The following is a 22,702-nucleotide window of genomic DNA, read 5'->3' on the forward strand; positions in this document are numbered from 1 at the left end:
TCTCATAACAACTTATTGGCGGTAATTATTAAATATGCTCTATTACTAATGCAAAGTTTTTTGACATTTGAACCTAAGCTCCCTGGACGAGAAAAAAAAGACCCACTCCACATTGGACGGGTCCCTGCATTTTATTACGGCTTGGCGGTTCCGTTAATCTTCTCGAAGTACGGGGTCAGCTTGGAAGCGAGCTGCTCAAACTGCTGCTGCTCTTCTTCAGTCAACTTCTCCTCATGTTTGACCCCATTTTCATTGGTGATCTGCAGCTTTAATTGCATTAACTGCTTGGTTAGCGCCATATACTCCTTGAATTCGTCTTCCGTGAGCTTCTCTTTTGCTGCCTGAAGCATGCCTTCAATCTCTTGATAATCTTCCTGTGTACCACCGTGCTGTTCAATGGTCGTGGAAGAACCGAAAATATCATCGGCCAGATAGGAAGCAGCAAATACGGCAGACGGAATCAGGACTGCTACTGCGACAATGCCTGCCAGCATGCGTTTTTTCATGGGAGTTCTACCTCTCTTTTCGTTTACATAGTGTTGATAGGATTGTTGGACACGTCCATACAAATTGGGTGGGCATTGCATCGAATCTGCCGCCTGGCGAAGTTCTTCACGCAATTCCTTATCAATGGACATACGCGTCTCCTCCCGCCATTTCGAATCGTTTCCGTAGTTCTTTCAGTGCGAGATGATGCCTGGATTTCACTGTGCCAACGGGGATCTGCAGCATGTCTGCGATTTCTTCCAGAGCATAATCGTGAAAATATCGCAGGATGACGACCACACGTAGTTTGTAAGACAGCTGGCGGACAAGCCCGAACAGATCATGCTGCATTTCGGACTGCAGGACAGCTTTATCCGTCCTGTCGAAATATTCACAAGTCATTTGGCGGTTTCGTTCAAAGAGACGAATTCGCCGCCAAGCCTTTCTTCTCCAATCCTGGACAAGACGGATAGTGATTCCGTGCAACCAAAACCGGAACGGCCGATTGGGATCGTACTTATGAAACGAACGCCACATGCTGATGTAAACTTCATTAACGATATCCTCAATGTCCTGTTTGTTGTAGACGAGAAAAGCAACCGTGCGATAGACGTCTTGGTGAGTCGCCTGATAGACAAGTTGAAAAGCCGACTCGTCGCCAAATGCCGCTTTTTCAAGCCACGGAAGTAACTCTTTATCATTCATGGGGGCCCCTCCTGAACATGTTACAACTCTTAATTCGCTCCCGCGGGTAAAAAGGTTCAGTCAGTTGAATAAACTTTTTACTATACTCACCATTTTAGGGGATTTTTCATTTCTATCACCAATTTTTACATACATTTGCCCCTGATGTCACGAGCGCTGGTACTATCTTCTGAGGGTGGAATACTTCGTAAACATCACAAAGTGATCTGGAAACAAGGACAGACACAGTAACGACAGCCAGCAGTTCTACACACTAGCAATACACAAAAATCCGATTGCCCTACAGGGTGCAATCGGATTTTTGTGTAATAAATTATTGTTCAACCGCCAATTGCAGGAAATGATCTGCAGAGGTTCTTACCCACTAACTTTCCCGGGTTTGCTTAGCAAACGATTTACAGTCTCTACACTAAGTAGCATGAGAACTAATAGGATAAGTACCACGGGCGGGAACAAGTCCGTACTCGTTTTTGCTGCAAGGAGTCCGAATAAAGGGGGTAGAAGCGTAGTACCACTATAAGCGACGGCCATCTGGTAGCCCATCAATTTTGCTGAATGCTCTTTCCCAAACCGAGCAGGTGTTTCATGCAGAAGTCCTGGATAGATTGGTGCGAGTCCGAGTCCGATAAGAATGAACCCCAACATGGAAAATGACGCGGAGAATGGGAGCAACAAGATGATTCCCCCTGCAATGGTTACGAGTTGACCGTAACGGATTAACAGTCGATTGTGTACTTTTAAAGTGATAAAACCGGTGATCAACCTTCCTATGGTAATGCCTCCGTAGTACAAAGAAATCCATCCGGCAGCCATTTCTGCTGTAACATTTTTTGTCCCCACGAGGTAACTTGCTCCCCATAGCCCAACAGTCGTTTCTACTCCACAATACATGAGAAATGCAAGCAGTGAGGGTTTAACTCCCCTTAATTGAAGCACCTTTGTTGGGAGAGCGGATTCTGCCTTTTCTTCACGATGTATGTCTTGAACTGTGTGCTTTGAATTCTCTAAATCCCGGATTGCAGCCACACGCTTCCATAAAGGTAAAGTTACAAAAAGAATTATGACCAGAATGGCTTGGATAATGGCTACTGCAGCATAACCGCCTCTCCATGAATGCTGACCCGCCATATAAGTGGCCATGATGATCGGCCCCATGGTTGCTCCTACACCCCAGAAGCAGTGTAGCCAGTTCATGTGGTGAGCCTTGTAGTTCTCAGCAACATAGTGATTTAAAGCTGCATCTACCGCCCCCGCCCCAAGACCAAGTGGAATGGCCAAAAAGATAAACCAAAACATTGATGGAGCCATAGAAAATCCAAGTAATGAGACTGCGGTAAGGAGGCAACTGAATAAAGTAATTTTTCCAGTGCCTAGACGTTGAATCATTCTTCCGCTTGCCAAACTGGAAACGATTGTTCCTCCAGCAATAATCATGGATATTAGTCCTGCCGAGCCCAGAGAAGAACCGATTTCCGGCCATATGACGGGCCATGCTGAGCCAAGCAGAGAATCAGGAAGACCGAGACTAACAAAAGCAAGGTAGATCACAATTAAAAACCAGGTTGCCATAGATAAATCCTCTCCTAATACAATAACTTTGTTGTGATCTGTGATCTCACGAATTTATTCAGTAATTTCAATTTGATTATTTTCAGGTCCCAAAATACAACTTTCGTAATAACCATCACCCGTTGTGCGTGGTCCACTTAAGATAGAATAACCAGCCTCATTTAGCTGTTTTGTCAAAATATCCACTTTTTCTTTGCTTCCTACACTAAACGCCAAATGGGTGAATCCAGTACGGAGCAACTCCTTGGTCTCATCAGCCATGTTCGGTTTACTCATTATCTCTAGTCTCGTTCCATGATCGAATGTAAGAAAATACGTTTTCAATCCTGTTTTGGAGTTGTAGTATAGCTCATTTGATTTGGCGTTAAAGAATTTGATGAAAAATTGTTTACAAGACTCCAAATCATTCACATACATGGCGATGTGATCTATTCTCATTCCATTCGCTCCTCATTACTGCAATTTTTAAAATACTCCAACATAATAAAGATACTTTATAAAGTAATTATCATTATAAATGCTAAACAGAAAAATTCAAGTTCTTTTCGCTCTCCCCTCGCACAGATCACCATTCACTACCTTTCGTAATTCGTTGATTATTGTCTAATTTTTCTTTTATCTTCATCATCGAATTAAGAATTTCATTAACCTCGCTATCACTTAGTCCATTAAACAATTCATTTATTTGTTCATCTGACTGAATATGAATCTTACCCAGTATTTCCTCTCCTTTTTGTGTTAACATGAGAAAGTTTTTTCTACTGTCTCTTTGTGAGCTTTTTTTCTCTATTAATCCTTCCTTCTCTAATTTACGTAAAATTCTACTCATATAGCTTCGATCAATACTAAGCTCTTGCACGAGATTATTGGCAATACACTCCGTCCGTTCACTTATTTCTAATAATATTCGTGCTTCCGTTAATGAATAATTTGTATCTAAAATATGATTATTAAATAAACCGAGTACCTTTGTATAAAATCGATTAAATTCTCTGATTTCATAAACTATTTTTTTATCCATTATGTTCTCCTTTAGTTGACTCAGTCCACATTTAGCATTACTATAACTATATCTTTTAAATGTGGACTGAGTCAACTTTTGTAATCTAGTTACGCATATTGTATTAACATCTAATTGAAGGAGATAATATATGAAGATTCGAGACATAAAGAATGCAGACAATGCAAAAATCAAAAAAATAATACAAGACTCCTTAAAATCGCTTGGCTTAGCGATTCCTGGAACAGCTTACTTTGACCCTCAACTTAATGATCTTCATCACTATTATAACCATATTAAACATGCAAACTACTGGGTAGTAGAAATGGAAAACGAAGTTGTTGGTGGTATTGGAATAGCACCGTTCAACGAGCATGAACAAGTGTGCGAATTGCAAAAGCTTTACTTAACCCCCAAAGCTCAAGGTTTAGGACTAGCAAAAAAACTCATGGAAACAGCTTTGCTATTTGCCTCCGAACATTACACAAAGTGTTATTTAGAAACACAGCATGAATTAGAAGCTGCATGTAAATTATATGAGAAATTTGGATTTACACTTTTACCAGAACCTCTGTCAGGCTCAGAGCATTCTGCTATGAACGCGTGGTATATAAAAGCTTTGAAATAATCAAATTTATCTATAGAAAGCAGGTTATGTTGTAATGAAGACCCTTCTATTTGTAACAGACTTATATTATGAAGCAAAAGGCAGAAACTATTATGAAGAGGATTTATTTCTTACCTCTAAGCTTAGAGAAGCCTTTAATTTGGTCATCTGTCATCCTGAAGATATCGAGGCGTTTGAAGATATAGCTGATTTAATTGTTTTCCGAAATGCAGGTCCTGTCACAAATTTCAAGGACAAATACGAAGCATTTCGTAAGCGGATTGTTTCTAAGCGTCTAAAGACATATAATGCCTTTAATGGGAAAGCTGATGTGAACGGAAAAGAGTATTTGATTGAACTAACAAATGCCCATTTTCCTATTATTCCAACAATTGATACCCTTGATTCTCTTCATAAACTTCCCGATGTAGACATGTATATTGTAAAGCCAAAAGATGGAGCAGACTCGATCGGCATGGAATTTGTTACAAAAGATGATCTAAATAAAAAAGTTGATCCAAAATCAAAAAATACTTTGATCCAACCATTTATCAATTTTGAATATGAAGTCTCATTTTATTATATCGACAAAGAATTTCAATACGCTCTATATGCACCCGATAAAGATAAGAGATGGGCACTAAAAAACTACGTAGCAACGGAAGAAGATTTAGCTTTTGCTAAACGTTTCATTGAGTGGAATAATATTGACTGGGGAATTCAACGTGTTGATGCCTGCCGCACCAAACAAGGGGAGCTTTTATTAGTCGAATTGGAAGATTTAAATCCGTATCTTTCCTTATTAGAGTTATCTGAAGACACACGTCAACGTTTTGTTGAATCCATGAAAAAATCATTAGAAAAATCTCTTCAGGATTAACATTTGTCTGAATTAGGACCATGAAGAGCTTGTTTATTAAGGCCAAAAAGGGCTGCCACCAGCTGGTGCAGTCCTTTTTTTAATAATCAGAGAGATAGTTTACTTTCACCTCATAGCTTACCGGTTAAAAATTGTGCCTCGCCTAGACCAAAACTCCAATCAGCACCTGTATTTTCGACGATATTTACCATCAAATCGCTTGGAGCGATCCCACACTCCACTTCTAAGCGTTTGGATAGTAAGGAATAGAATTGTTGTTTTTTCTCATTTGGCCGGGACTTGCTGACAACGGATAGAACAACTACATTATTGGTACGGTTAAATCCTAACCCCGTATCTTCAATAATCATATGCTCTTCGGGGTGTTCATGAACAATTTGGTAACGATCCCGCTCCGGAACGTCGAATACCTCTACGACTACCGTATGAACAACATCTAAAAGCTTTTTCAGAGTTACTTTATCGCGCCCCTCAATTAGATCAAAACGAAGTAAAGGCATATCGATTCTCTCCTTCTTTATTAGAAACTCTTGTGTATGCTAATTGCTTGCTCGATGGTTTGCTTAACGATTGTCTCTGCAGATTGTTCGCTTACTAACCTAAGACCTTGCCCTGCCCACAGAGACATATACTCAGGGTCGTTCGCTTTCGCAGCTGCCTGTCGAATCTCTCGCGTCAAAGCATTTTGTGTTGGATAGGCAGGGATTGTTCCAGTATACTGATGCATGTCATTCATAAATTTTGTGCGAATACCTCTTGCTGCTTTTCCCGAGTATGCAGATGTAATTTCAGTGGAGTCCTCATTGGATGAGAGGAGCATCTGTTTGTACGCTTCATGGGCACCACTCTCCGGAGACGCCAGAAAGGCAGTACCCATCTGTACAGCACCAGCCCCTAATGCGAGACTTGCAAGGAGTCCCCTTCCATCCATGATGCCACCTGATGCGATGACCGGAATCGACACGTGATCAACAATCTGTGGAACAAGAGCCATGGTGCCGATCAGAGACCCGGAAACATTGTTTAAAAATGTGCCTCGGTGACCTCCTGCCTCATACCCCTGTGCCACAATTGCGTTTACTCCAGCCATGTCTAATTGTCTGGCTTCTTCAACAGTTGTTGCAGTCCCTATTACGACAGTACCTTGCTGCTTCATAGCTTGAATGACGTCTTGTGCTGGTATGCCAAAAGTAAAACTAAACACCGGAACCTTCTCTTCACGCAATACTTGCACTTGCTCCTCAAAGTGTTCCTGAGATTCAAATGACGGTGGATTTTGAGCGATTCCATATCTGATATGGTATTTACTAAGATGATCCATCATTTGAACGACTGCTTCTTCACTTTCTTCCGGTTGCTCAGGTACAAACAAATTGACTCCAAAAGGCTTATCTGTGAGCTCTCTGATCTTGTGGATGGTACTTCGGAGCTGCTCCGGTGTTAAGTATCCCGCTCCTAGATTGCCCAAGCCTCCGGCATTTGAAACAGCTGCTACCAAGTCAGGAGTTGTGGGCCCCCCTGCCATCGGCGCTTGGAATATTGGATACCGAATGTTAAGCGTACGTGTTAATTCAGTTTCAAACACCTATGAACGCCCCCTGTTAAATGAATATGAAGAAATTTTTCTTTACCGCGGCAATCATTCCGCTTTATCGCTACCAAGCGTAGGAGTAGTTCTAGACCACTGAGGAGGAGTCTCGTTCATTCGAATCACGGGGCCTAGGCTTTTTAAATCTCCGTAAGAGGTATTATTGTCGTATACAGCATACGATTCAAACTCCGCTTGCGACAAGTGTCCTGGAGCAGGTTTAAATTGTTCCAATAATCCTTGTCTCTGAATGAGCATAGCTGATTGACACAATGACACCTGTACCCGGTAGGAGCCCCCTTCTTTAGCTCGACGCGCTAATGCCACCATAGCACCGAATGTACCAAGGAATCCAGTAAGAAAATCGCACAGATACACGGGCGTTAACTTAGGTTGAGCAGTCTCTAGTGCATTCCCTTGCGTATAGCTGACACCAGTCACGGCTTGTTCATTTACCATAAAGATATCGCTAAAACATGTGCATTCAGTGAATTTATTAACGTATTAGGTCTTGTGGATGCAAAAAAGATTGTCAGTTCTAGCTGCCTACGTGAAAGACCAAATAGACGTTGAATGGATAATTTTAGGTGGACTTGTTCATCGATAAATGGTACATTATTTTGGGGACAATAGCACAGGTGTTCGTGTTCGAAATGTGTTGTTGGGGTCACGCGCAAGTCGGAATATATGTTTTGTCTCATAATTATTAATATTTGGGAGGATATCGGGCATGGCAAAGAACTCTGCATATCGAACAAACATTATAGGTGCTGGCGAGGTTGGTAGCGCCGTCACGGTTGAGATGGATAAGAATTCTATTCATAAAACAAATAGCATCTTTTGGGACACACAAGGAAATGACGTCATAGGAGCAACCGCACTCCCTTTCTATGGAGCATTTGTCTCAGAAGAGAAACTCCAGCTTTTTGGCGATGTTTCAGGGAAAACAATGCTGGAGATTGGCTGTGGAAGCGGTCATTCCTTGCAATATCTGGGGGAACGCGGAGCCTCTGAATTATGGGGTACAGATATCTCAGAACGACAAATCGAAAAAGCAGCGCAACATTTAGCGGCATCCGGTCTTTCAGCAAAATTTATCTGTTCTCCCATGGAAGAAGAATGTGGCATACCCGTGGATTATTTTGACTTTGTTTATTCTGTTTATGCCATAGGCTGGACCACCGATCTTGAGGGTACTTTTAGCCGAATTGCTTCTTATCTAAAAAAAGACGGTGTGTTTATTTTCAGCTGGTCTCACCCTATACATAAATGTGTTGCTGCAGAAAATGATATGCTTGCTTTTAAAAAATGCTATTTCGATGAATCTTGGTATTCGGTAGCTCTTGGTGAGGGTGAAATAACCTTATCGGATCGCAAACTATCAACCTATGTGAACGCGCTCTCAAAAGCGGGATTTGTTATAGAGGAAATGATCGAGGAATCTGATGAAGATCTTTTGCAATCACATGACGAGAACAGTGATTTTGCCAAAAAAGCAAAAATGCTCCCGGTAACTTTTGTGATCAAAGCAAGAAAACGATAATATCCGAGAGTGCAATCATGAGATACGGAGAATGTATTCCGATTACCCTGTGCGTAAGTAGAGCAATCGCCCTAAGGGCGACTGCTCTACTGATTTTTATTTATCTAACATCTATTTCTTGAGTAATATTATTTGTCCAACTTCCATACACTACCTCAAATTAATCTCCCGGATCTTTTCTAGCGCTACTTTCGGTTTACGGTCTTCAGTCAGCAGGCCGTTTACTTCATCCTGCACGTCCGTAATCTGAGTATAACAGTAGCCGGAAATAAACGGAATGGCTTTAATCGCTCCGGTTATGCTGCCAAACCGCTCCAGGAAAGCTTCCTCGTTATCCACTTGATTGCCGTAACCCCAGCCCTGTTCGCTCTTGAAAGCAATTCCTCCAAACTCGCTGATGATAATCGGCTGGCCTTTATAACTGTAGCCTTGGGCGAACGCAAACTTCCACTCGTTGTACGTACCGCTATTACCGGTGATAGAGTCTTTATCCTTGTAAGTTTCGTACAAATCTTCACCCCGCTCCACGTAATCATGAAGGGTCAAAATATCAGAAACGGTGTGCTCCCATCCGTCATTGGTGATGACCGGACGATAAGGATCGATAGATTTGGTTAGATGATAAATGCCTTCCGTAAATTTTTGCTGCCGGACATCATGAATAATATTCTGAATGCCCCACGATTCGTTAAATGGCACCCAAGTGATAATGCAAGGATGATTGTACTGCTGCTGCACGACCTCTAACCATTCCTTAGTAAAACGCTCAACGGCCTCATCGTTATATTCATAAGCGGCTGCCATTTCGGACCAAACCAGCATACCTTTGACATCGCACCAGTATAGGAACCGGGCGTCTTCAATTTTCATATGCTTACGCAGACCATTGTAGCCCATCTCGGCGATCGCCTCGATATCTTCAATCAGCGCCTCTTCGGACGGAGGCGTTAGATGACTTTCGGTCCAGTAGCCCTGATCCAGGATTAGTTTTTGGTAAAGGGGAATATTGTTCAGCAGGACTTGGCCGCCCTTAATCGAAATTTTACGCATACCGAAATAAGAGCCTACCCGGTCGATCTCCTGTTCTCCTTCGTAAAGCACAAACTCCACGTCAAACAGATTCGGATTGCCCGGCGACCACAGGTTTTGCAGCCAAGGCCCGTTAATGCCGTTCATCATGCTGGTTTCCACTGTTAGCCAGTCTCTGTCCACCGAAAGGCTCAGCTTTCTTACCGTTTCCCCCCTAAATGTAATTTCCGTTTCCAGCCGGAGATCCTTTTTGTCTTTCGTACCGTGCATGCGAAAATCAAACCGGATCATTTGACGATCAATGTCCGGCGTCATTTTCACCATATCCAGGCGGGTTTCATGAACATGTTCGAGCCAGACGCTTTTCCAAATGCCTGTCGTTTGCACATAGAATGAGTCATGATTCCGGCCGGCCCAGCGCTGCTTGCCCCGGGGTTGCAGACAGCTGTCACTGTCTTCGACCTTCAGCACAATCTCATTTTCACCGCCTTGCCCCAGCAGATCGGTAATATCAAAGGAAAACCGGGCGTAGGCCCCTTCATGTTCCCCCGCAAAACTACCGTTAACCCAGCAGGTAGCTTTATAATCCACACCTTCAAAATGCAATATCGTCCGTTTCCCTTCCGCCTCAGGAGATAGCGTCAGTTGTCTGCGGTACCAGATCTGCGGATGGAATTTCTCCTCGCCGATCCCGCTCGCCCCTGTTTCATAGGTAAACGGAACGTTTATTTTTTGTGAGTCCGGAAAATGGTCCATCCAACGTTCTGGAACGCCGGCTTTGTTATCATCGAAGCTAAAATCCCACTCCCCGTTCAGATCCAGCCATAGGCTCCGTACAAATTGGGGTCTCGGGTAGTTTTTCATATAAAATTTCGTAGCTGCTGCGGTCACTTTAGCATCGATCCTCTCTCTTATCACTGAAGTATTATCTGTATGCCTTTCACAGATTACTATCTTGTTCAAAGAAAGAAAATGATTTATCCTATCTAATGACTGATCTATTATCTTATTAAGGGGCGAAATCCATTGATACTTTTAAAGAGGTGCGGATACAATGTAATCCATCCAGAGGGCTTTACCGTCGACCGCCCGGTCGGCTCAGGGGATTACGTCTTTATCTTCTTCCGGAGCAGAATGGAGCTGAGGATTCAATCACAGGTTATGTTTGCTGAACCCAATACCTTTATTATTTTCAACAAAAACAGCCCGTATTTCTACCGTGATGCCGAACAACCTCTGGTCCATGACTGGTTCCATTTTGAAATGGAGGAAGCGGAGTCCTTTTTCGCTCAGCTGAACCTCCCTCTGGATACCTTAATCAAAGCACACGACCCCTTTTATATTTCCAGAAAAGTGAATGAGATTCATTGGGAGAATCTGCAGAACGGAACCTTCCGCAATGAAATCATCGATTATACCATTCGCTCTCTGTTCATGAAGCTTAGCGATATTCGGAATCATGTGGAGCCTCACAATCAAATTAGTAAATACTATGATTCGTTCCTGAATTTGAGAAATGAAGTGTTCAGTTCTCCTTCTGTTTGGTATACCGTCGAATTTTTGGCAGATAAGATGAATATGAGCCGGTCTTATTTTCAGCATATGTACAAACAAATCTTCAGCATATCGGTAATTAATGACATCATTCTTAACAGGCTAGGACATGCCTCCTATTTACTGAAGAACACATCGTATACAATTAGCCATATTTCCGGCATTTGCGGTTATGAGAACGATGTACACTTTATGCGGCAATTCAAAAAGTTCGTAGGTCTAACCCCGAGTGAATTCAGAGGAAGGTCTGATGTTGGTCATTAATTCTACGTAGAATAAATACTTGGAAAAATAGTTGCCTGTGACAGTAAACCAGCAACGGTTACCGCGATGAGTATAATCATTAGAGCACGAAGCAAACCAACAGACTCCTCTATGAGTCCTATTAAAGGCGGCCCGGCGAGTGAGGCGAGATAATCGAGTGTCGATACTACACTCACTCTTGCAGCTACACCGCGTGGATCGTCTCCAGCTGCAGACATGCCCACCGGAAATCCACATGCCGCGCCTATTCCCCAAAACACAACTCCAACAATGGCAAAGTGATAGCTTTGGCCAAATATTACAATGAGTAGTTATACGGAATATCGTCATAGCCGCTACAAATAGACTGTAAGCTATAGAGCCTAGGGCTGGTGTAACATTATACCCGTCCACCATAATTAGCGGGATCCAGTCGTTTGCCGAACCTTCAGCAAAAGCCATTCCTAGAACGATTACAGTTTTTATTCAAGAATATGACAATCCCCTAATATTTCCGGCTTATAGCGCATGCTATCTGCATCGGTAATTGAACGAATGACCTTACACGGAACACCTGCAGCAAACGAGTTTTCTGGAATATCACGTGTTACAACGCTCCCTGCACCAATCACGCAGCCGTCACCAATCGTTACACCTCCACAAACCGTTACATTAGCAGAGAGCCATACATTGTTGCCGATCGTTACGGGCTTTGCGTAGCATAAGGATTTGATATCTCCATGTTGATCAATCATCTGTTGACGCTCTGCGGCAATAAAAGGGTGACTCGGGGTAACAATGGTTACATTAGGACCAAACATTGTGTGATTCCCGATGGTAACCTTGGCATCATCCTGCACAGTAAGGTTATAATTGGCGAAGAAATGATCGCCGATCTCGGTATGGGCTCCATAATGAAAAAAAATCGGACCTTGCATAAAGCAATGCTCTCCCTTATTAGCAAGCAATTGCTGAAGGATGTCTTCACGTTCTTCAGTCTGCTCCTCAAAAGTACTGCTATATTGTTGGCTAAGGTTGTGGGCGCGCCGTTTGATCTTTTTAAGTTCAGGGTGACCCGGACTAAATAATAGACCTCGAAAAATTCTCTCTTCTTCTAACATCTTTACAACTCCTTAGTTAATGTTCTTTATAAAGTAAATACATAATGTTCGATCTCCACCATTTTGTCAATAATGAAATATAAAAAACCTCGGAAAAATAATCCGAGGCTTAACTGCTCATTAGATTCGGCGATAAAACATAAATTGCAATGTGGTCAATTCTCATATTGGGCTCCTTCGTTATTCAGGAATGGTTGTTTCCGACACAATGAGATTTAGACCGAGACTCTGTAAACCGTATAAATAATCCTGTATCCAGTCACTTACAATCAATTCAGGCAGATGCTCTTCCGGAACGTATTCGGCACTCTTAGTGCGAATTTGTAGAAGCATAGAACGATCTATTTCATCTGCATTAAAAATAATGGCATTCGGATTGAGCATCACTGCAAACGTCGCTACCATTCGGCTAATGACATCTACAGTTTTTTGCTTATCAGCGGTGGCACGATCACTTGTTCCGCTGTCCCTTTTCTCCAAAGCTTCTCCGAAATTCAAATGATCATATAGGGGGGTGAACTGAATTTCACCAGAAAAAAAGGAACTCCCCCGGATAACCTCACCGTTCACTACAATACCTGCTCCTGGACCATTTTGACCAAGATACAAGTACACTATTGTTACTTTGTTCGATAGGTTATTCTTACGAGTATACCCAAGAACTGCTGCATTCATATCATTCTCCACAATAACTGGAATAGCAAATTGCTGTTCAAAATCATGCTTCAAATCAACTGTACGAAACTGTTCGTAATTAGGTATATAAATGATCTCTCCGTTTTTTACAGAGCCAGGAACACCAACAGCAATTGAACCAAGCTTAGGATGCTTCTTAATTAAATTCTCAATAGTTTTAGCGGCGTTTGTAACATCTGCAGATAAGAGACTTGCCATTGTACCTTGTTCTTTCAATTGCCCGAGGCAATTATATACAGCGTAGTTTGTCGCATTTTTCTCCAGAAAAATAGCTAGTCCCAGCTTATAATCCGGATTATACTGGTATCTCATAGCCCTTCTTCCACCACTTGAGCGATCCACTCCAGCTGGAAAAACCTCGCCATCTTCCTCCATCAGCTTTAAAAATTTACTGACAGTTGGAAAACTAAGTCCTAACGATTCACTAATTTCAGCTTTAGTCGCATTTTCAATATGCAGAAGATGAGTACGGATACGTTGAAGAATGGCCTTTTTCATATCCTTAGCATTTGTAAGTAACTCATTCAATGATAACCCCACCTCATCAGTTGACTTATTGAACATTTAAAATACCCAAGAAAGTGTAGCAAAGTTCATTCGTTTTCTCAACTATTCTATTAATATTGGTGTTGTAATAATAATTTGATTCTGGTATGATTCTCCCCAGTTATTAAACACGTTTAATAAGTTGATGCGATTTATTAGGAGGCCTTAGTACGATATGCATGTATCTAACACCTACCCTTTGAATAACTGCACAAATTATCAATTAATAGATGACGATACTTCATCATTTATCGTTTGTATTTTTATAAAAAGTAAGTCCAATAAGGTCTCTTTTACCTACGCGGTTACTGATTTGACTAAACAACATACCCATACATATCACCTTGAGTTATGGCAAATAAACCTTGATACTATCGTGGATATTATTAAAGTATTGCAGGAAACATATATCTCATTAAAAGGAATAGGGATTGGACTATGCGGTTCAGTTCATGAGGGAATTATTAAAAACTGTGAATTTCACTCCTTGATTCATGTTCCTTTAGAGTCTATCCTTCAGGAAAAGTTTAATACAAAAGTACTCGTTGAAAATGAAATGAATTTGATAGCATACGGCGTTTATCTTGAGCAAAATGATTTGGGTGACGCTACTATTGTTGTTGTTTCATTTGATAAAAATAAATATCCTAGATCTGGACTTGTGGAAAATGGAAGCCCGCATGTAGCTTCTAAAGAAGTGTTCAGTGAGTCATACTTTCTTCCTTCAGGTTTTTCAAATAACCGAATTCACAAACGATCCACTGCAGTCATTCAAGCATCAGACGCGGTAATAAGCATGGTACCAAAACTACAACCGAAAACAGTGGTTGTCACGGGTGATTTACTCTGTAAAGCCGATGTTAAAGACATAATAATGAATTGCTCAAACAACATCCCGCAGCTGATGATACCTGAAGTGATCTTTAGGGAGAATCTAGATCAAAGTTACAAGATCGGCTTAATGGAACGAGCAATGGAATTGATCGAATTGTAGGTCCGCCTGCAGCCGCTTGATTAAGCTAGTGGAAAGATTAATCCCAATATGTGGTATTATGAGTTAAACTATAACTTTGATACTATGACTGGAGGTTGGGATGGTTGTTAATTGAGTTACGCCCAGCTAACGAAGATGATGGTGAAGATATTTATGAAATGATTGTCGAGTTAGGACCCGGAGAAAACGGCTATATTAATTCTGGATTTGATATCCCCTATGTAGACTTTCCTAAATTCTTAAAAGGAAAGGTTGATATGTCCGAAGGTACAAATCTCCCTCCTCACTATGTCCCCCAAACAACATACTGGCTATTGGTTAATTCAAGACCTGTCGGGATTGGTAAGCTTCGCCATTATCTAAATGAAGATTTAAGAAGATCAGGAGGACACATCGGCTATACCATTAGACCAAGCGAGAGAAGCAAGGGATATGGGTACATCATTCTTAATGAATTGATTAAGGCGGCAAAACAGAAGAAAATTAGTGAATTGCTCTTAACCTGTAATGAAGTAAACCTATCATCAAGAAAGGTTATTGAAGCAAACTCTGGGCGACTTCAGTATTTAGAAAATGGGAAGTGTAATTACCTTATTTCAGTGGAAATGTAAAAGGACTTACAGCACCCAACCGGAGAACAAAAATCCCCCCATGTTTACAGGAAGAGTTCAAGATCAAGCGATCTCTTGTTGTCCTGTTTACTATGAGGGGATTTTTGGATTAATACGCAGGCTCTGCTTGTTGCATCGCATGCTTTATTCGATTATTTATTGAAAGTGACCTTCTCCGAACCGCCTTCAAGAATGATCGACGTCTCCCGCGGTTTCGTTTCTGCGATTTTGCGGCCGCCTTTGAAGGAATAAAGTATTCCTGCTTGTTTGCGAATAGCCTCATATTCGTTCTCTGCTTCAAGAACGATGAAGTTGGCAGGCTTACCTTCTTCAATGCCGTACACATCTTCGATCTGTAACGTTCTTGCGCTATTTTTCGTAATGAGATCGATAGAGTTCACGATTTGATCGTAACCGAGCAATTGCGAAGCATGGATGCCCATGTGCAGCACCTGAAGCATGTTGCCCGTGCCTAGCGGATACCATGGATCGAAGATATCGTCATGACCGAAGCACACGTTCAAACCTGCTTCCTGCAATTCTTTGACACGGGTTAGTCCCCGTCTTTTCGGATATGTATCGAAACGTCCTTGCAGATGGATGTTGACCAGTGGATTGGAGACGAAATTCAGGTCAGCCATCTTCAGCAATCTGAACAATTTGTACGTGTATGCGTCATTGTAGGAGCCCATCGCCGTAGTGTGGCTTGCTGTCGTACGGGAGCCCAATCCGCGTTCGTAGGCTTCCTTGGCGACTACTTCTACGAAACGGGATTGTTCATCATCGATTTCATCGCAATGGATATCGATGAGACGGTCATATTTTTCAGCGAGATCAAATGCCACCTTCATGGAATCTACGCCGTATTCCCGCGTGAATTCGAAGTGCGGAATACCGCCGACCACATCAACGCCCATTTTTAGTGCCTCTTCCAGTAGTTCCGCGCCGTTCGGATAAGAGTGAATGCCCTCCTGCGGGAAAGCGACAAGCTGAATATTGACGAATGGTGCCATCTCTTCTTTCACTTCAAGCAGCGCTTTGACTGCTGTCAGACTTGGATCTGTAACATCCACATGTGTCCGCACATGCTGGATGCCCTGCGCTATTTGCCATTTCAGCGCTGTTTTGGAACGCGTTTTAACATCTTCATGCGTCAGGAATGCCTTACGCTGCGACCAACGTTGGATGCCTTCGAACAGCGTTCCGCTCAAATTCCATTCCGGCTCGCCCGCCGTCAGCGTGGTATCCAAGTGAATATGAGGTTCAATGAACGGTGGCAGTACAAGAGAGCCGTTTACATCAATTACTTCCTCATTTGCAGTTGCTTCAAGCGTCTGCGTAATTTGTTCGAACTTCCCGTCCTTCACGACGATATTCCATAGACCTTCTTTACCCCGCAATTTCGCGTTCTGTATAATCATTTATTTTCCCCATTTCTTTGTTTTGTGTAGATTCTTTCGCAGGAATGATCAGCATCAATACGATGTAGGCGACCGCCGTACCGATCAGTGCGTTCAATGGCGTTACTCCAGGAGCCAGCTGGGCAAATGCAACACCGATAGCCCAAGCCACCATCGCTATCCAGTTTACATTCTTGAAAGTCATTTCGGCAAACGGTTTATAGTTTCTACGCTTCACGAAGAAGTAATCCGCGATGATGATAGCTCCGATAGACGGCACCGCCGCGCCCAGTACATTCAAGAAACCGACGAAGTTATTGTACATCCACATCGCGAATACGGTACCCACGATGCCGTTTACGATAACGAAGAACTTTTTCGAAATTTTAGTGATGTTAGCAAAGCCCAATCCGGAAGCGTAAAGAGCATTATCGTTGGTCGTCCAGATATTCAGCCCCAGAACGATGATCGCAGGAATGAGCAATCCTTGCAGGAACATGACCTCCGAGATTTCTGCCAGGTTATACGCCATTGCGCCGACTGCACCGAACAGGAACATGAGTGAATTCCCCAGGAAGAAGGCAATAACCGTTGCGGTAACCGCCTGCTTGGACGTCCGTGAAAACCGGGCAAAATCTGGCGTCAGCGTGCCGCCGCTAATGAATGACCCGATACAAATGGTTAACGCCGCTGCTGCAGTGAGACTTTGTGTCGGTGTGTAATCGAACAGCCCTTGCAGACCACCGAGCGTGTCTGCGCCTTGGAACATGGAGTAACCGCCGAGAATCGCAATGGCCGGAACCGCAATGTAACCCAGAATGACGAGCGACTTCATGCCGAAGATGGCAGATGCTGTCATTGCGATACCAAACAGGAAGATCAACAGGTACACGTTCCAATCCATCGCTTTGGCGACCGGAATCGCGAACATGGCCACGCCGACACCAAACCATCCGACCTGAGTGAAGCCGAGTAGGAACGAAGGCAGGTACGACCCCTTTTGACCGAACGCATATTTTGCTAGCAAATGTGTGGACAGGCCCGTTTTGGCAGCAATATGCGCCAGTGCCCCCGTATAGATGCCGAGCACCAAATTACCCGCAAGCACGATGCCAATGAACTCCATGAACGTCAAGCTGACTCCGAGCGTCCCCCCTGCCAGCATGCTTGCCGAGAAGAAAGTGAACCCTAGCATCACGGATAATGTCTTCCAAAAATGGTTTCTTTGTGTTTTCGGCACTGCTTGCCAGGAAAACTCTTGATCTTGTTTGCTCATCAGAATACCTCCAAGTTAAAGTGTTCTGATACCAAAAAAAGCAGAAAAAAGAGGCTACTCGTCAAGTCTCAAACTGACAAGTAGCCTCTTTTTTACATCATAACCCGCGCGAAGACACAGAGCAGCCCCTGACGGAATATGCCCTGATTCACGCGTGATTATAAAAATCCGCTGCCCTTGCCAGCCTCTCTGGACTGAATTAAAGGTACCAGTATTCAATTAGACTCTATTATTCTGGAAAAACCTGCGAATGTCAATGTCATTATTAACCAATGGTTATTATCCTGAGTTGTTCGCAAGCTTCAATTCGCTTTTTTCGTGCACTAAACCAACAAGAAACCCCAGGTTTTGAATCACCTGAGGTTTTTGAAACTCTGATTTACTTATTGTTTTGTGTACAGCTCTTCCATGAAAGCCCCTGCACTATCTACTCCTTCTCTGGCCTCTTCCAGGAAAGAGTGACAGAAGATCCAGTTATGGAACATAGCCGGCCAAGATCTGAAACGGATATCGACGCCCGCCAATGCTGCACGTGTCACAAAAGTTAAGGACTCGCTTAACATAACTTCAGCTTCTCCGACCATGACGTAGATTGGGGGCAATCCCCTCAAATCGCCGTGAATCGGCGAGGCATACGGAACTGTCGGGGAGACACCATTTAAATAATTATCAGCTAATTGTTGAATGGCTGCCTTTGTATTAATCGGGTCTACTCCCTCTCTGGTGGTATACGTCTCCCCGGTTAGTCCTAAATCAATCCATGGGGAGATCATGATCCCACCTGCCGGCAATGGTGTCCCGGTATCACGGATGTACATTAAAAGGGCTGCCGTAAGGTTCCCCCCTGCGGATTCACCAGCAATAATAATATTTTTGGGATGATATCCTTGGTCCAGTAACCAACTGTAAGCTTTCATCGCATCTTCAATCGGAGCAGGGAAAGGATGTTCCGGGGCCAGACGATAATTTATAGTCAATGTACGTGCCTGAGCCGCTCTTCCTATTTCGCTGGATTCACTTCGATGTGAATTAATACTTCCCATCATATACCCGCCGCCATGCAAATATAATAGCACACGTTCTTCGCTGGACTCAGGGAAGAATTGCCATTCCCCTTGCATCCCATCAATGTCTACCTCTTCTGTTATCAAATCACTTGCTACCGGCAATGAGCCCCACATCTGTTCTTCTGTAATTTTACGAACCTCATCAACGGATGCTGAATAACTTGGCAGATTATCTTTAAATAGACGGTGTGCTTTTAACAATGACTCTTTCATAACATTACTCCTATCTGAATTTTAGTGTATTGATACTTGATTGATACAAGTTTATTATAATAATGAATATGAATAATTTGCATAGCGCAATCGATGAATTATAGCCAATTTGCTAAGGAATACTTTGAATTATAGGTACTTCACTTTTAGTTTAAAAGGAGCTAGTTGTAATGGATCAAGTAGACAAGCAAATTCTGTTTTATCTTCAGGAACAGGGAAGAATTTCGATGACAGAGCTCGGCAAATATGTGGGCCTGTCCCAGCCTGCGGTATCGGAGCGAGTTAGACGAATGGAGGAAAAAGGGGTTATTGAGGGTTATCGGACAGTCCTTTCACCTGAGAAAATAGGCAAAAACGCTGCGGCATATATGCTTTTGCGTACTAGAGATTGCTCTGCATTTCTTGATTTCGCCCGTACATCCCCTTATATAAAAGAGTGTCATCGGATCAGTGGTGATTACAATTATTTATTAAAAGTCGTGACTGACTCTACGTCTTCCATTGAAGAGTTTGGTAAACAGTGTGATAAATACGGAACTTATACCATTCAGATCATTATGTCGTCACCGATCGAGCATCTGCCTCTCATCTATTCACTTGAAGAAGTTGCAGAAACGGAATGAGTTTCTTATGAAGGTTTAGTATCTCCCGTCTATATAACAAAAAAAGGCAGGATCTGGGGATACCCTTAACCTGTCTTTTTGCATGTTCTCTGCTTTCTATTTCTATTGTGCTAAAGCTTCCAAGTCTGGCTGCAATTTGTTTCGCAGAACATACAACATGAAGGCACCAACAAGGAATGCTACAGCATCCGAAATAACAAGCGACCAGATCACCCCGTGAAATCCGTTCATTTGATTGGCGATATAGAGCACTGGAATCAGCGTAAGTCCTTGAATAATTGACATAATGAACGCGGCGGTTCCTTGCGCAGTTGCTTGGAAGATCCCTGTGAACAACGACGTCATTCCTGTAATGAACAAGGATAAGAACGTCACATGCAGAATGTAGCTGCCCATTTCAATTAATAGCGGGTCATTGGTAAACAAACCGATTAAGTGGTCGGAAATCAGATAGACGATGATGCCGAACACGACAGCCAACGCCACTATCGTTTTAATCGTAAATCCAATGGTATGCTTCATACGCAATTTGTTCGCTGCAAAAGTGAAGGCAATGAGCGGCACGACACCCTCACATAATCCCATCAGAATAAACTCAGGAAATTGCAATAAACGTGATGAAATACCGAAGGCTGCTACGGCCTGATCCCCATATTCAATAAGATAATGGTTAAAGATGAGTGACATTGCTCCCATAAAGACACTCATGATAAAAATGGGAATTCCGATTTTGAGTACATTGCTGAGAATCTCCTTGGTAGCCTTGAACCATTTTACGGAGAGGGTAAAGAATTGGCTCTTATATCTGATATGGAAAGCGTAGAATGCACACGCAACCAAGTTGGAAATGACTGTAGCAGACGCAACGCCGATCACATCCCAGTGGAACACGAAGATCACTAATGCATCGAGGATAATATTCACGACAACACTGAGAATCATACCGACCATTGATGTGATGGCTGCTCCCTCTGAACGTACGATATTCTCCAGCGTGAAGAATAATACGATGAATGGTGAACCGATTAACATGATCGTGACATAGTCCTTCGTAAATCCAAAGGAGTCAGGTGTTGCTCCCAGGCTATGAACGATTGGTTCAATTAACGGGAAGCCGGCAGCCATCAAGATTATACCGAGAATCAAGCTGCTGTAAAAAGCGAATGAAGACACATGCTTTACATCCTCATATCGCTTCTCTCCCAGCAAACGGGAGATGAATGTACCGCTACCGACGCCAATCAAGTTGCCTAGCGCCATAATGATCGCGAATAACGGTAAGGTTAGCGCCAGTGCGGTTAACATGGCAGTATTGCCGAGTGTACCAAGGAAGTAGGCATTCAAGATAGAGTATATAACACTCATTGATGTGCCTAGCATCATCGGTATAGCGAAGTGAGCGACGGCTTTAGCGACCGGGGCTTTTTCAAAGTAATGGAGGTTTTCTGCATCCATAGGGTTCACCACTATCTTTATTTATTTTGAACTTGGTGGAAATGTTCTGCTTACTTATCCTCCGGGTCTTGTGAGTTATCAGTCGAAGCATTTCTATCGTCTCTGGAGGGCCAGCCGAATCCGCGCATGTCGCTACCGCGTCCATCCCGTCCAAACCCGGGGAATCTTCCGCCAAAGCGCTCGTCCCCAGAATTTCTCCACTCTCTGCCCATCTGTTCGCGCATGGCCATTAATCGATCAAATTCCTCTGTTCCCATACGCTCCCGCGCAGCCTTCATCCATATCGCCATGATGTCACGTTCTTCTTCGGTTCCAAGCTCCTCCTCTAAGGCGGCTATGACGCGGGTGAGATATTCCCCGAAAGTAACCTGTTCTTCTGGTGACAGACCAGAAAAGATGTTGCCACCGTCTGTCTCCTGCTCTTCTTCCTTTTGTCCTTTTTCCGTCAAGTAAATCAAAATAATACGTTTGTCTGTTTCTGAAGGTCTACGTGTGATATATTCCGCTTTCTCCAATTTTGCAAGTAGCTCATTGAGGGATGATACGCGGATGTCCAGCATATAGGACAAATCCTTTGTGCTGATCCCGTCTTTCATCCGGAGAAACGCCAGGATCCTGCCTTGCCCGCGTGATGTGTCTGCCATAGGACCAACAGCGGCGTGGGTTTTAAATTGTTTCCTTTGCAGCAGCCATTGCAGTTTCGCCAGCTTTTCGTATAGTTCGGTATTCATGTCCATAATAAATCCTCCTTGATTGGGTTTGGTTGTTTTGTTTACGGTACCTGTTAATCAATGTAACGGTACCTGTTGATTCGTATTATAACGGTACCTGTTGAACATGTCAAAGCTTTTCTTACAGGTACCGTTAATATGTTGATATACTCTTTTATAAAAAAGAAAATCACGCTTGTGATCTATCACAAAACACCCGCTAACACGAAGGAACGCCTTCTGTTTGCGGGTGTTTTGTCGTATGCTTTATCGATGTGTTTCTATTAGAGCAACTTCAAGAGGATTGCCTCGATCTCAGAAGGTTTAGTAGCATTCTTAAAACTATTTATAAACTCTTCTTCTTGAAACAATCTGGTCAGATTCTTTAAAAAAGAGATGTGCATCTTAGGGTTTTTAACCACAAGTACCATTACGATTTCTGCGTTGACAGTTTCATCGCTCCCCATATCTTGGAACTCTACGCTATGATCTAAAACTGCCACACCAATCGTAGTTTCATTAACGAATTTTTTATCGGTATGAGGAATAGCTATTCCAATAGTCCCCATATTGATTCCGGTCGGATACTCACTTTCGCGTTGAAGTAAGGATTCTGTATATCCTTGTTTGGCATATTGTTTCTCTTCGATCTTCTTTCCAAAGCTTTTGATAAGCTCTTCCTTCGAATCATAGCGTGCGTTCAACTGGATCAAGTCGTGATCAAATATGAGTCCGTTTATTGTTTTTTCGCTCATAAAAATTACTCCCTTTTTATTGAATCTAAAT

At 42.8% G+C, this 22,702-nt stretch carries 25 protein-coding genes; 7 read left to right on the plus strand and 18 right to left on the minus strand.

Features of this window, described 5'->3' with window-relative positions:
• Positions 1 to 134: 134 nt before the first annotated feature.
• The 5 genes from ACFVU8_RS04990 to ACFVU8_RS05010 form a co-directional block, all read right to left on the minus strand.
• Positions 135 to 638 carry a DUF3600 domain-containing protein gene (locus ACFVU8_RS04990; RefSeq protein ID WP_379466977.1) on the minus strand — a complete coding sequence of 168 codons (504 nt, stop codon included), beginning with the start codon at positions 636 to 638 and terminating at the stop codon, positions 135 to 137.
• A complete protein-coding gene (locus tag ACFVU8_RS04995) occupies positions 628 to 1,191 on the minus strand; it encodes a sigma-70 family RNA polymerase sigma factor (protein ID WP_379466976.1) in 564 nt (187 codons plus the stop codon). Before ACFVU8_RS04995 ends, ACFVU8_RS04990 begins: the two co-directional genes overlap by 11 nt.
• Positions 1,192 to 1,548: 357 nt before the next feature.
• Positions 1,549 to 2,760, minus strand: coding sequence for an MFS transporter (locus ACFVU8_RS05000; RefSeq protein WP_379466975.1), 1,212 nt, complete (start codon positions 2,758 to 2,760; stop codon positions 1,549 to 1,551).
• Positions 2,761 to 2,814: 54 nt separating this feature from the next.
• The gene (locus ACFVU8_RS05005) at positions 2,815 to 3,198 is read right to left on the minus strand and encodes a VOC family protein (RefSeq protein ID WP_379466974.1); all 384 of its coding nucleotides are present in this window, start codon (positions 3,196 to 3,198) and stop codon (positions 2,815 to 2,817) included.
• A 127-nt stretch (positions 3,199 to 3,325) separates the two neighbouring features.
• The gene (locus tag ACFVU8_RS05010) at positions 3,326 to 3,781 is read right to left on the minus strand and encodes a MarR family winged helix-turn-helix transcriptional regulator (RefSeq protein ID WP_379466973.1); all 456 of its coding nucleotides are present in this window, start codon (positions 3,779 to 3,781) and stop codon (positions 3,326 to 3,328) included.
• A gap of 130 nt (positions 3,782 to 3,911) precedes the next feature.
• Between ACFVU8_RS05010 and ACFVU8_RS05015 the strand changes: the two genes are divergently transcribed.
• Positions 3,912 to 4,388 carry a GNAT family N-acetyltransferase gene (locus tag ACFVU8_RS05015; RefSeq protein WP_387426062.1) on the plus strand — a complete coding sequence of 159 codons (477 nt, stop codon included), beginning with the start codon at positions 3,912 to 3,914 and terminating at the stop codon, positions 4,386 to 4,388.
• A 34-nt stretch (positions 4,389 to 4,422) separates the two neighbouring features.
• The gene (locus ACFVU8_RS05020) at positions 4,423 to 5,247 is read left to right on the plus strand and encodes an ATP-grasp domain-containing protein (RefSeq protein WP_387426063.1); all 825 of its coding nucleotides are present in this window, start codon (positions 4,423 to 4,425) and stop codon (positions 5,245 to 5,247) included.
• Between the two features lie 110 nt (positions 5,248 to 5,357).
• On the opposite strand, the gene ACFVU8_RS05025 is transcribed toward ACFVU8_RS05020, so the two are convergent.
• From ACFVU8_RS05025 to ACFVU8_RS05035, 3 genes are read right to left on the minus strand one after another with little or no spacing between them, the layout of a single operon-like run.
• Positions 5,358 to 5,747, minus strand: coding sequence for a tautomerase family protein (locus tag ACFVU8_RS05025; RefSeq protein ID WP_387426064.1), 390 nt, complete (start codon positions 5,745 to 5,747; stop codon positions 5,358 to 5,360).
• Between the two features lie 20 nt (positions 5,748 to 5,767).
• Positions 5,768 to 6,832, minus strand: coding sequence for an NAD(P)H-dependent flavin oxidoreductase (locus ACFVU8_RS05030; protein WP_387426065.1), 1,065 nt, complete (start codon positions 6,830 to 6,832; stop codon positions 5,768 to 5,770).
• A 54-nt stretch (positions 6,833 to 6,886) separates the two neighbouring features.
• Positions 6,887 to 7,294: a CoA transferase gene (locus ACFVU8_RS05035; protein WP_387426066.1), complete on the minus strand. Its 408-nt coding sequence runs from the start codon at positions 7,292 to 7,294 to the stop codon at positions 6,887 to 6,889.
• 271 nt (positions 7,295 to 7,565) lie between these two features.
• Here ACFVU8_RS05035 and ACFVU8_RS05040 point away from each other — a divergent pair, with 271 nt between their 5' ends.
• Positions 7,566 to 8,378: a class I SAM-dependent methyltransferase gene (locus ACFVU8_RS05040; RefSeq protein WP_387426067.1), complete on the plus strand. Its 813-nt coding sequence runs from the start codon at positions 7,566 to 7,568 to the stop codon at positions 8,376 to 8,378.
• Between the two features lie 150 nt (positions 8,379 to 8,528).
• Here ACFVU8_RS05040 and ACFVU8_RS05045 read toward each other — a convergent pair whose 3' ends face one another.
• Positions 8,529 to 10,271: a glycoside hydrolase family 2 protein gene (locus ACFVU8_RS05045; protein WP_387426068.1), complete on the minus strand. Its 1,743-nt coding sequence runs from the start codon at positions 10,269 to 10,271 to the stop codon at positions 8,529 to 8,531.
• Between the two features lie 162 nt (positions 10,272 to 10,433).
• Between ACFVU8_RS05045 and ACFVU8_RS05050 the strand changes: the two genes are divergently transcribed.
• Positions 10,434 to 11,225, plus strand: coding sequence for an AraC family transcriptional regulator (locus tag ACFVU8_RS05050; protein WP_387426069.1), 792 nt, complete (start codon positions 10,434 to 10,436; stop codon positions 11,223 to 11,225).
• Between the two features lie 2 nt (positions 11,226 to 11,227).
• On the opposite strand, the gene ACFVU8_RS05055 is transcribed toward ACFVU8_RS05050, so the two are convergent.
• From ACFVU8_RS05055 to ACFVU8_RS05065, 3 genes are all read right to left on the minus strand, one after another.
• The gene (locus tag ACFVU8_RS05055; RefSeq protein ID WP_387426070.1) at positions 11,228 to 11,485 is read right to left on the minus strand and encodes an MFS transporter; all 258 of its coding nucleotides are present in this window, start codon (positions 11,483 to 11,485) and stop codon (positions 11,228 to 11,230) included.
• A 201-nt stretch (positions 11,486 to 11,686) separates the two neighbouring features.
• The gene (locus ACFVU8_RS05060; protein ID WP_379466965.1) at positions 11,687 to 12,325 is read right to left on the minus strand and encodes a sugar O-acetyltransferase; all 639 of its coding nucleotides are present in this window, start codon (positions 12,323 to 12,325) and stop codon (positions 11,687 to 11,689) included.
• 180 nt (positions 12,326 to 12,505) lie between these two features.
• A complete protein-coding gene (locus ACFVU8_RS05065) occupies positions 12,506 to 13,549 on the minus strand; it encodes an ROK family transcriptional regulator (protein WP_387426071.1) in 1,044 nt (347 codons plus the stop codon).
• A gap of 193 nt (positions 13,550 to 13,742) precedes the next feature.
• On the opposite strand from ACFVU8_RS05065, the gene ACFVU8_RS05070 reads away from it, so the two are divergent.
• Together ACFVU8_RS05070 and ACFVU8_RS05075 are read left to right on the plus strand one after the other, a co-directional pair.
• On the plus strand, positions 13,743 to 14,561 hold the full coding sequence (locus tag ACFVU8_RS05070; RefSeq protein ID WP_387426072.1) for an ROK family protein: 819 nt from the start codon (positions 13,743 to 13,745) through the stop codon (positions 14,559 to 14,561).
• Between the two features lie 104 nt (positions 14,562 to 14,665).
• Positions 14,666 to 15,172, plus strand: a complete 507-nt coding sequence (locus ACFVU8_RS05075; RefSeq protein ID WP_387426073.1) for a GNAT family N-acetyltransferase — start codon at positions 14,666 to 14,668, stop codon at positions 15,170 to 15,172.
• Between the two features lie 152 nt (positions 15,173 to 15,324).
• Here the strand turns inward: ACFVU8_RS05075 and ACFVU8_RS05080 are convergent, their stop codons facing one another.
• From ACFVU8_RS05080 to ACFVU8_RS05090, 3 genes are all read right to left on the minus strand, one after another.
• A complete protein-coding gene (locus tag ACFVU8_RS05080; protein ID WP_387426074.1) occupies positions 15,325 to 16,593 on the minus strand; it encodes a cytosine deaminase in 1,269 nt (422 codons plus the stop codon).
• Positions 16,562 to 17,848 (minus strand): cytosine permease, encoded by a 1,287-nt coding sequence (gene codB / locus ACFVU8_RS05085; protein ID WP_387426075.1) that lies wholly within the window; start codon positions 17,846 to 17,848, stop codon positions 16,562 to 16,564. The genes ACFVU8_RS05080 and codB overlap by 32 nt, the downstream gene beginning before the upstream one ends.
• A 383-nt stretch (positions 17,849 to 18,231) precedes the next feature.
• The gene (locus ACFVU8_RS05090; RefSeq protein WP_387426076.1) at positions 18,232 to 19,128 is read right to left on the minus strand and encodes an alpha/beta hydrolase; all 897 of its coding nucleotides are present in this window, start codon (positions 19,126 to 19,128) and stop codon (positions 18,232 to 18,234) included.
• Positions 19,129 to 19,298: 170 nt separating this feature from the next.
• Between ACFVU8_RS05090 and ACFVU8_RS05095 the strand changes: the two genes are divergently transcribed.
• Positions 19,299 to 19,751, plus strand: a complete 453-nt coding sequence (locus ACFVU8_RS05095; protein ID WP_387426077.1) for an Lrp/AsnC family transcriptional regulator — start codon at positions 19,299 to 19,301, stop codon at positions 19,749 to 19,751.
• Positions 19,752 to 19,853: 102 nt separating this feature from the next.
• Here ACFVU8_RS05095 and ACFVU8_RS05100 read toward each other — a convergent pair whose 3' ends face one another.
• The 3 genes from ACFVU8_RS05100 to ACFVU8_RS05110 all read right to left on the minus strand — a co-directional run bounded on the left by ACFVU8_RS05100 (position 19,854) and on the right by ACFVU8_RS05110 (position 22,671).
• Positions 19,854 to 21,206 (minus strand): MATE family efflux transporter, encoded by a 1,353-nt coding sequence (locus ACFVU8_RS05100; RefSeq protein WP_387426078.1) that lies wholly within the window; start codon positions 21,204 to 21,206, stop codon positions 19,854 to 19,856.
• 50 nt (positions 21,207 to 21,256) lie between these two features.
• On the minus strand, positions 21,257 to 21,943 hold the full coding sequence (locus tag ACFVU8_RS05105; RefSeq protein ID WP_387426079.1) for a MarR family winged helix-turn-helix transcriptional regulator: 687 nt from the start codon (positions 21,941 to 21,943) through the stop codon (positions 21,257 to 21,259).
• Positions 21,944 to 22,200: 257 nt separating this feature from the next.
• A complete protein-coding gene (locus tag ACFVU8_RS05110; RefSeq protein ID WP_387426080.1) occupies positions 22,201 to 22,671 on the minus strand; it encodes a PTS sugar transporter subunit IIA in 471 nt (156 codons plus the stop codon).
• Positions 22,672 to 22,702 lie beyond the last annotated feature (31 nt).

It is taken from the genome of Paenibacillus sp. NPDC058177, assembly GCF_042883835.1.
GTDB lineage: Bacteria > Bacillota > Bacilli > Paenibacillales > Paenibacillaceae > Paenibacillus_AQ > Paenibacillus_AQ agri.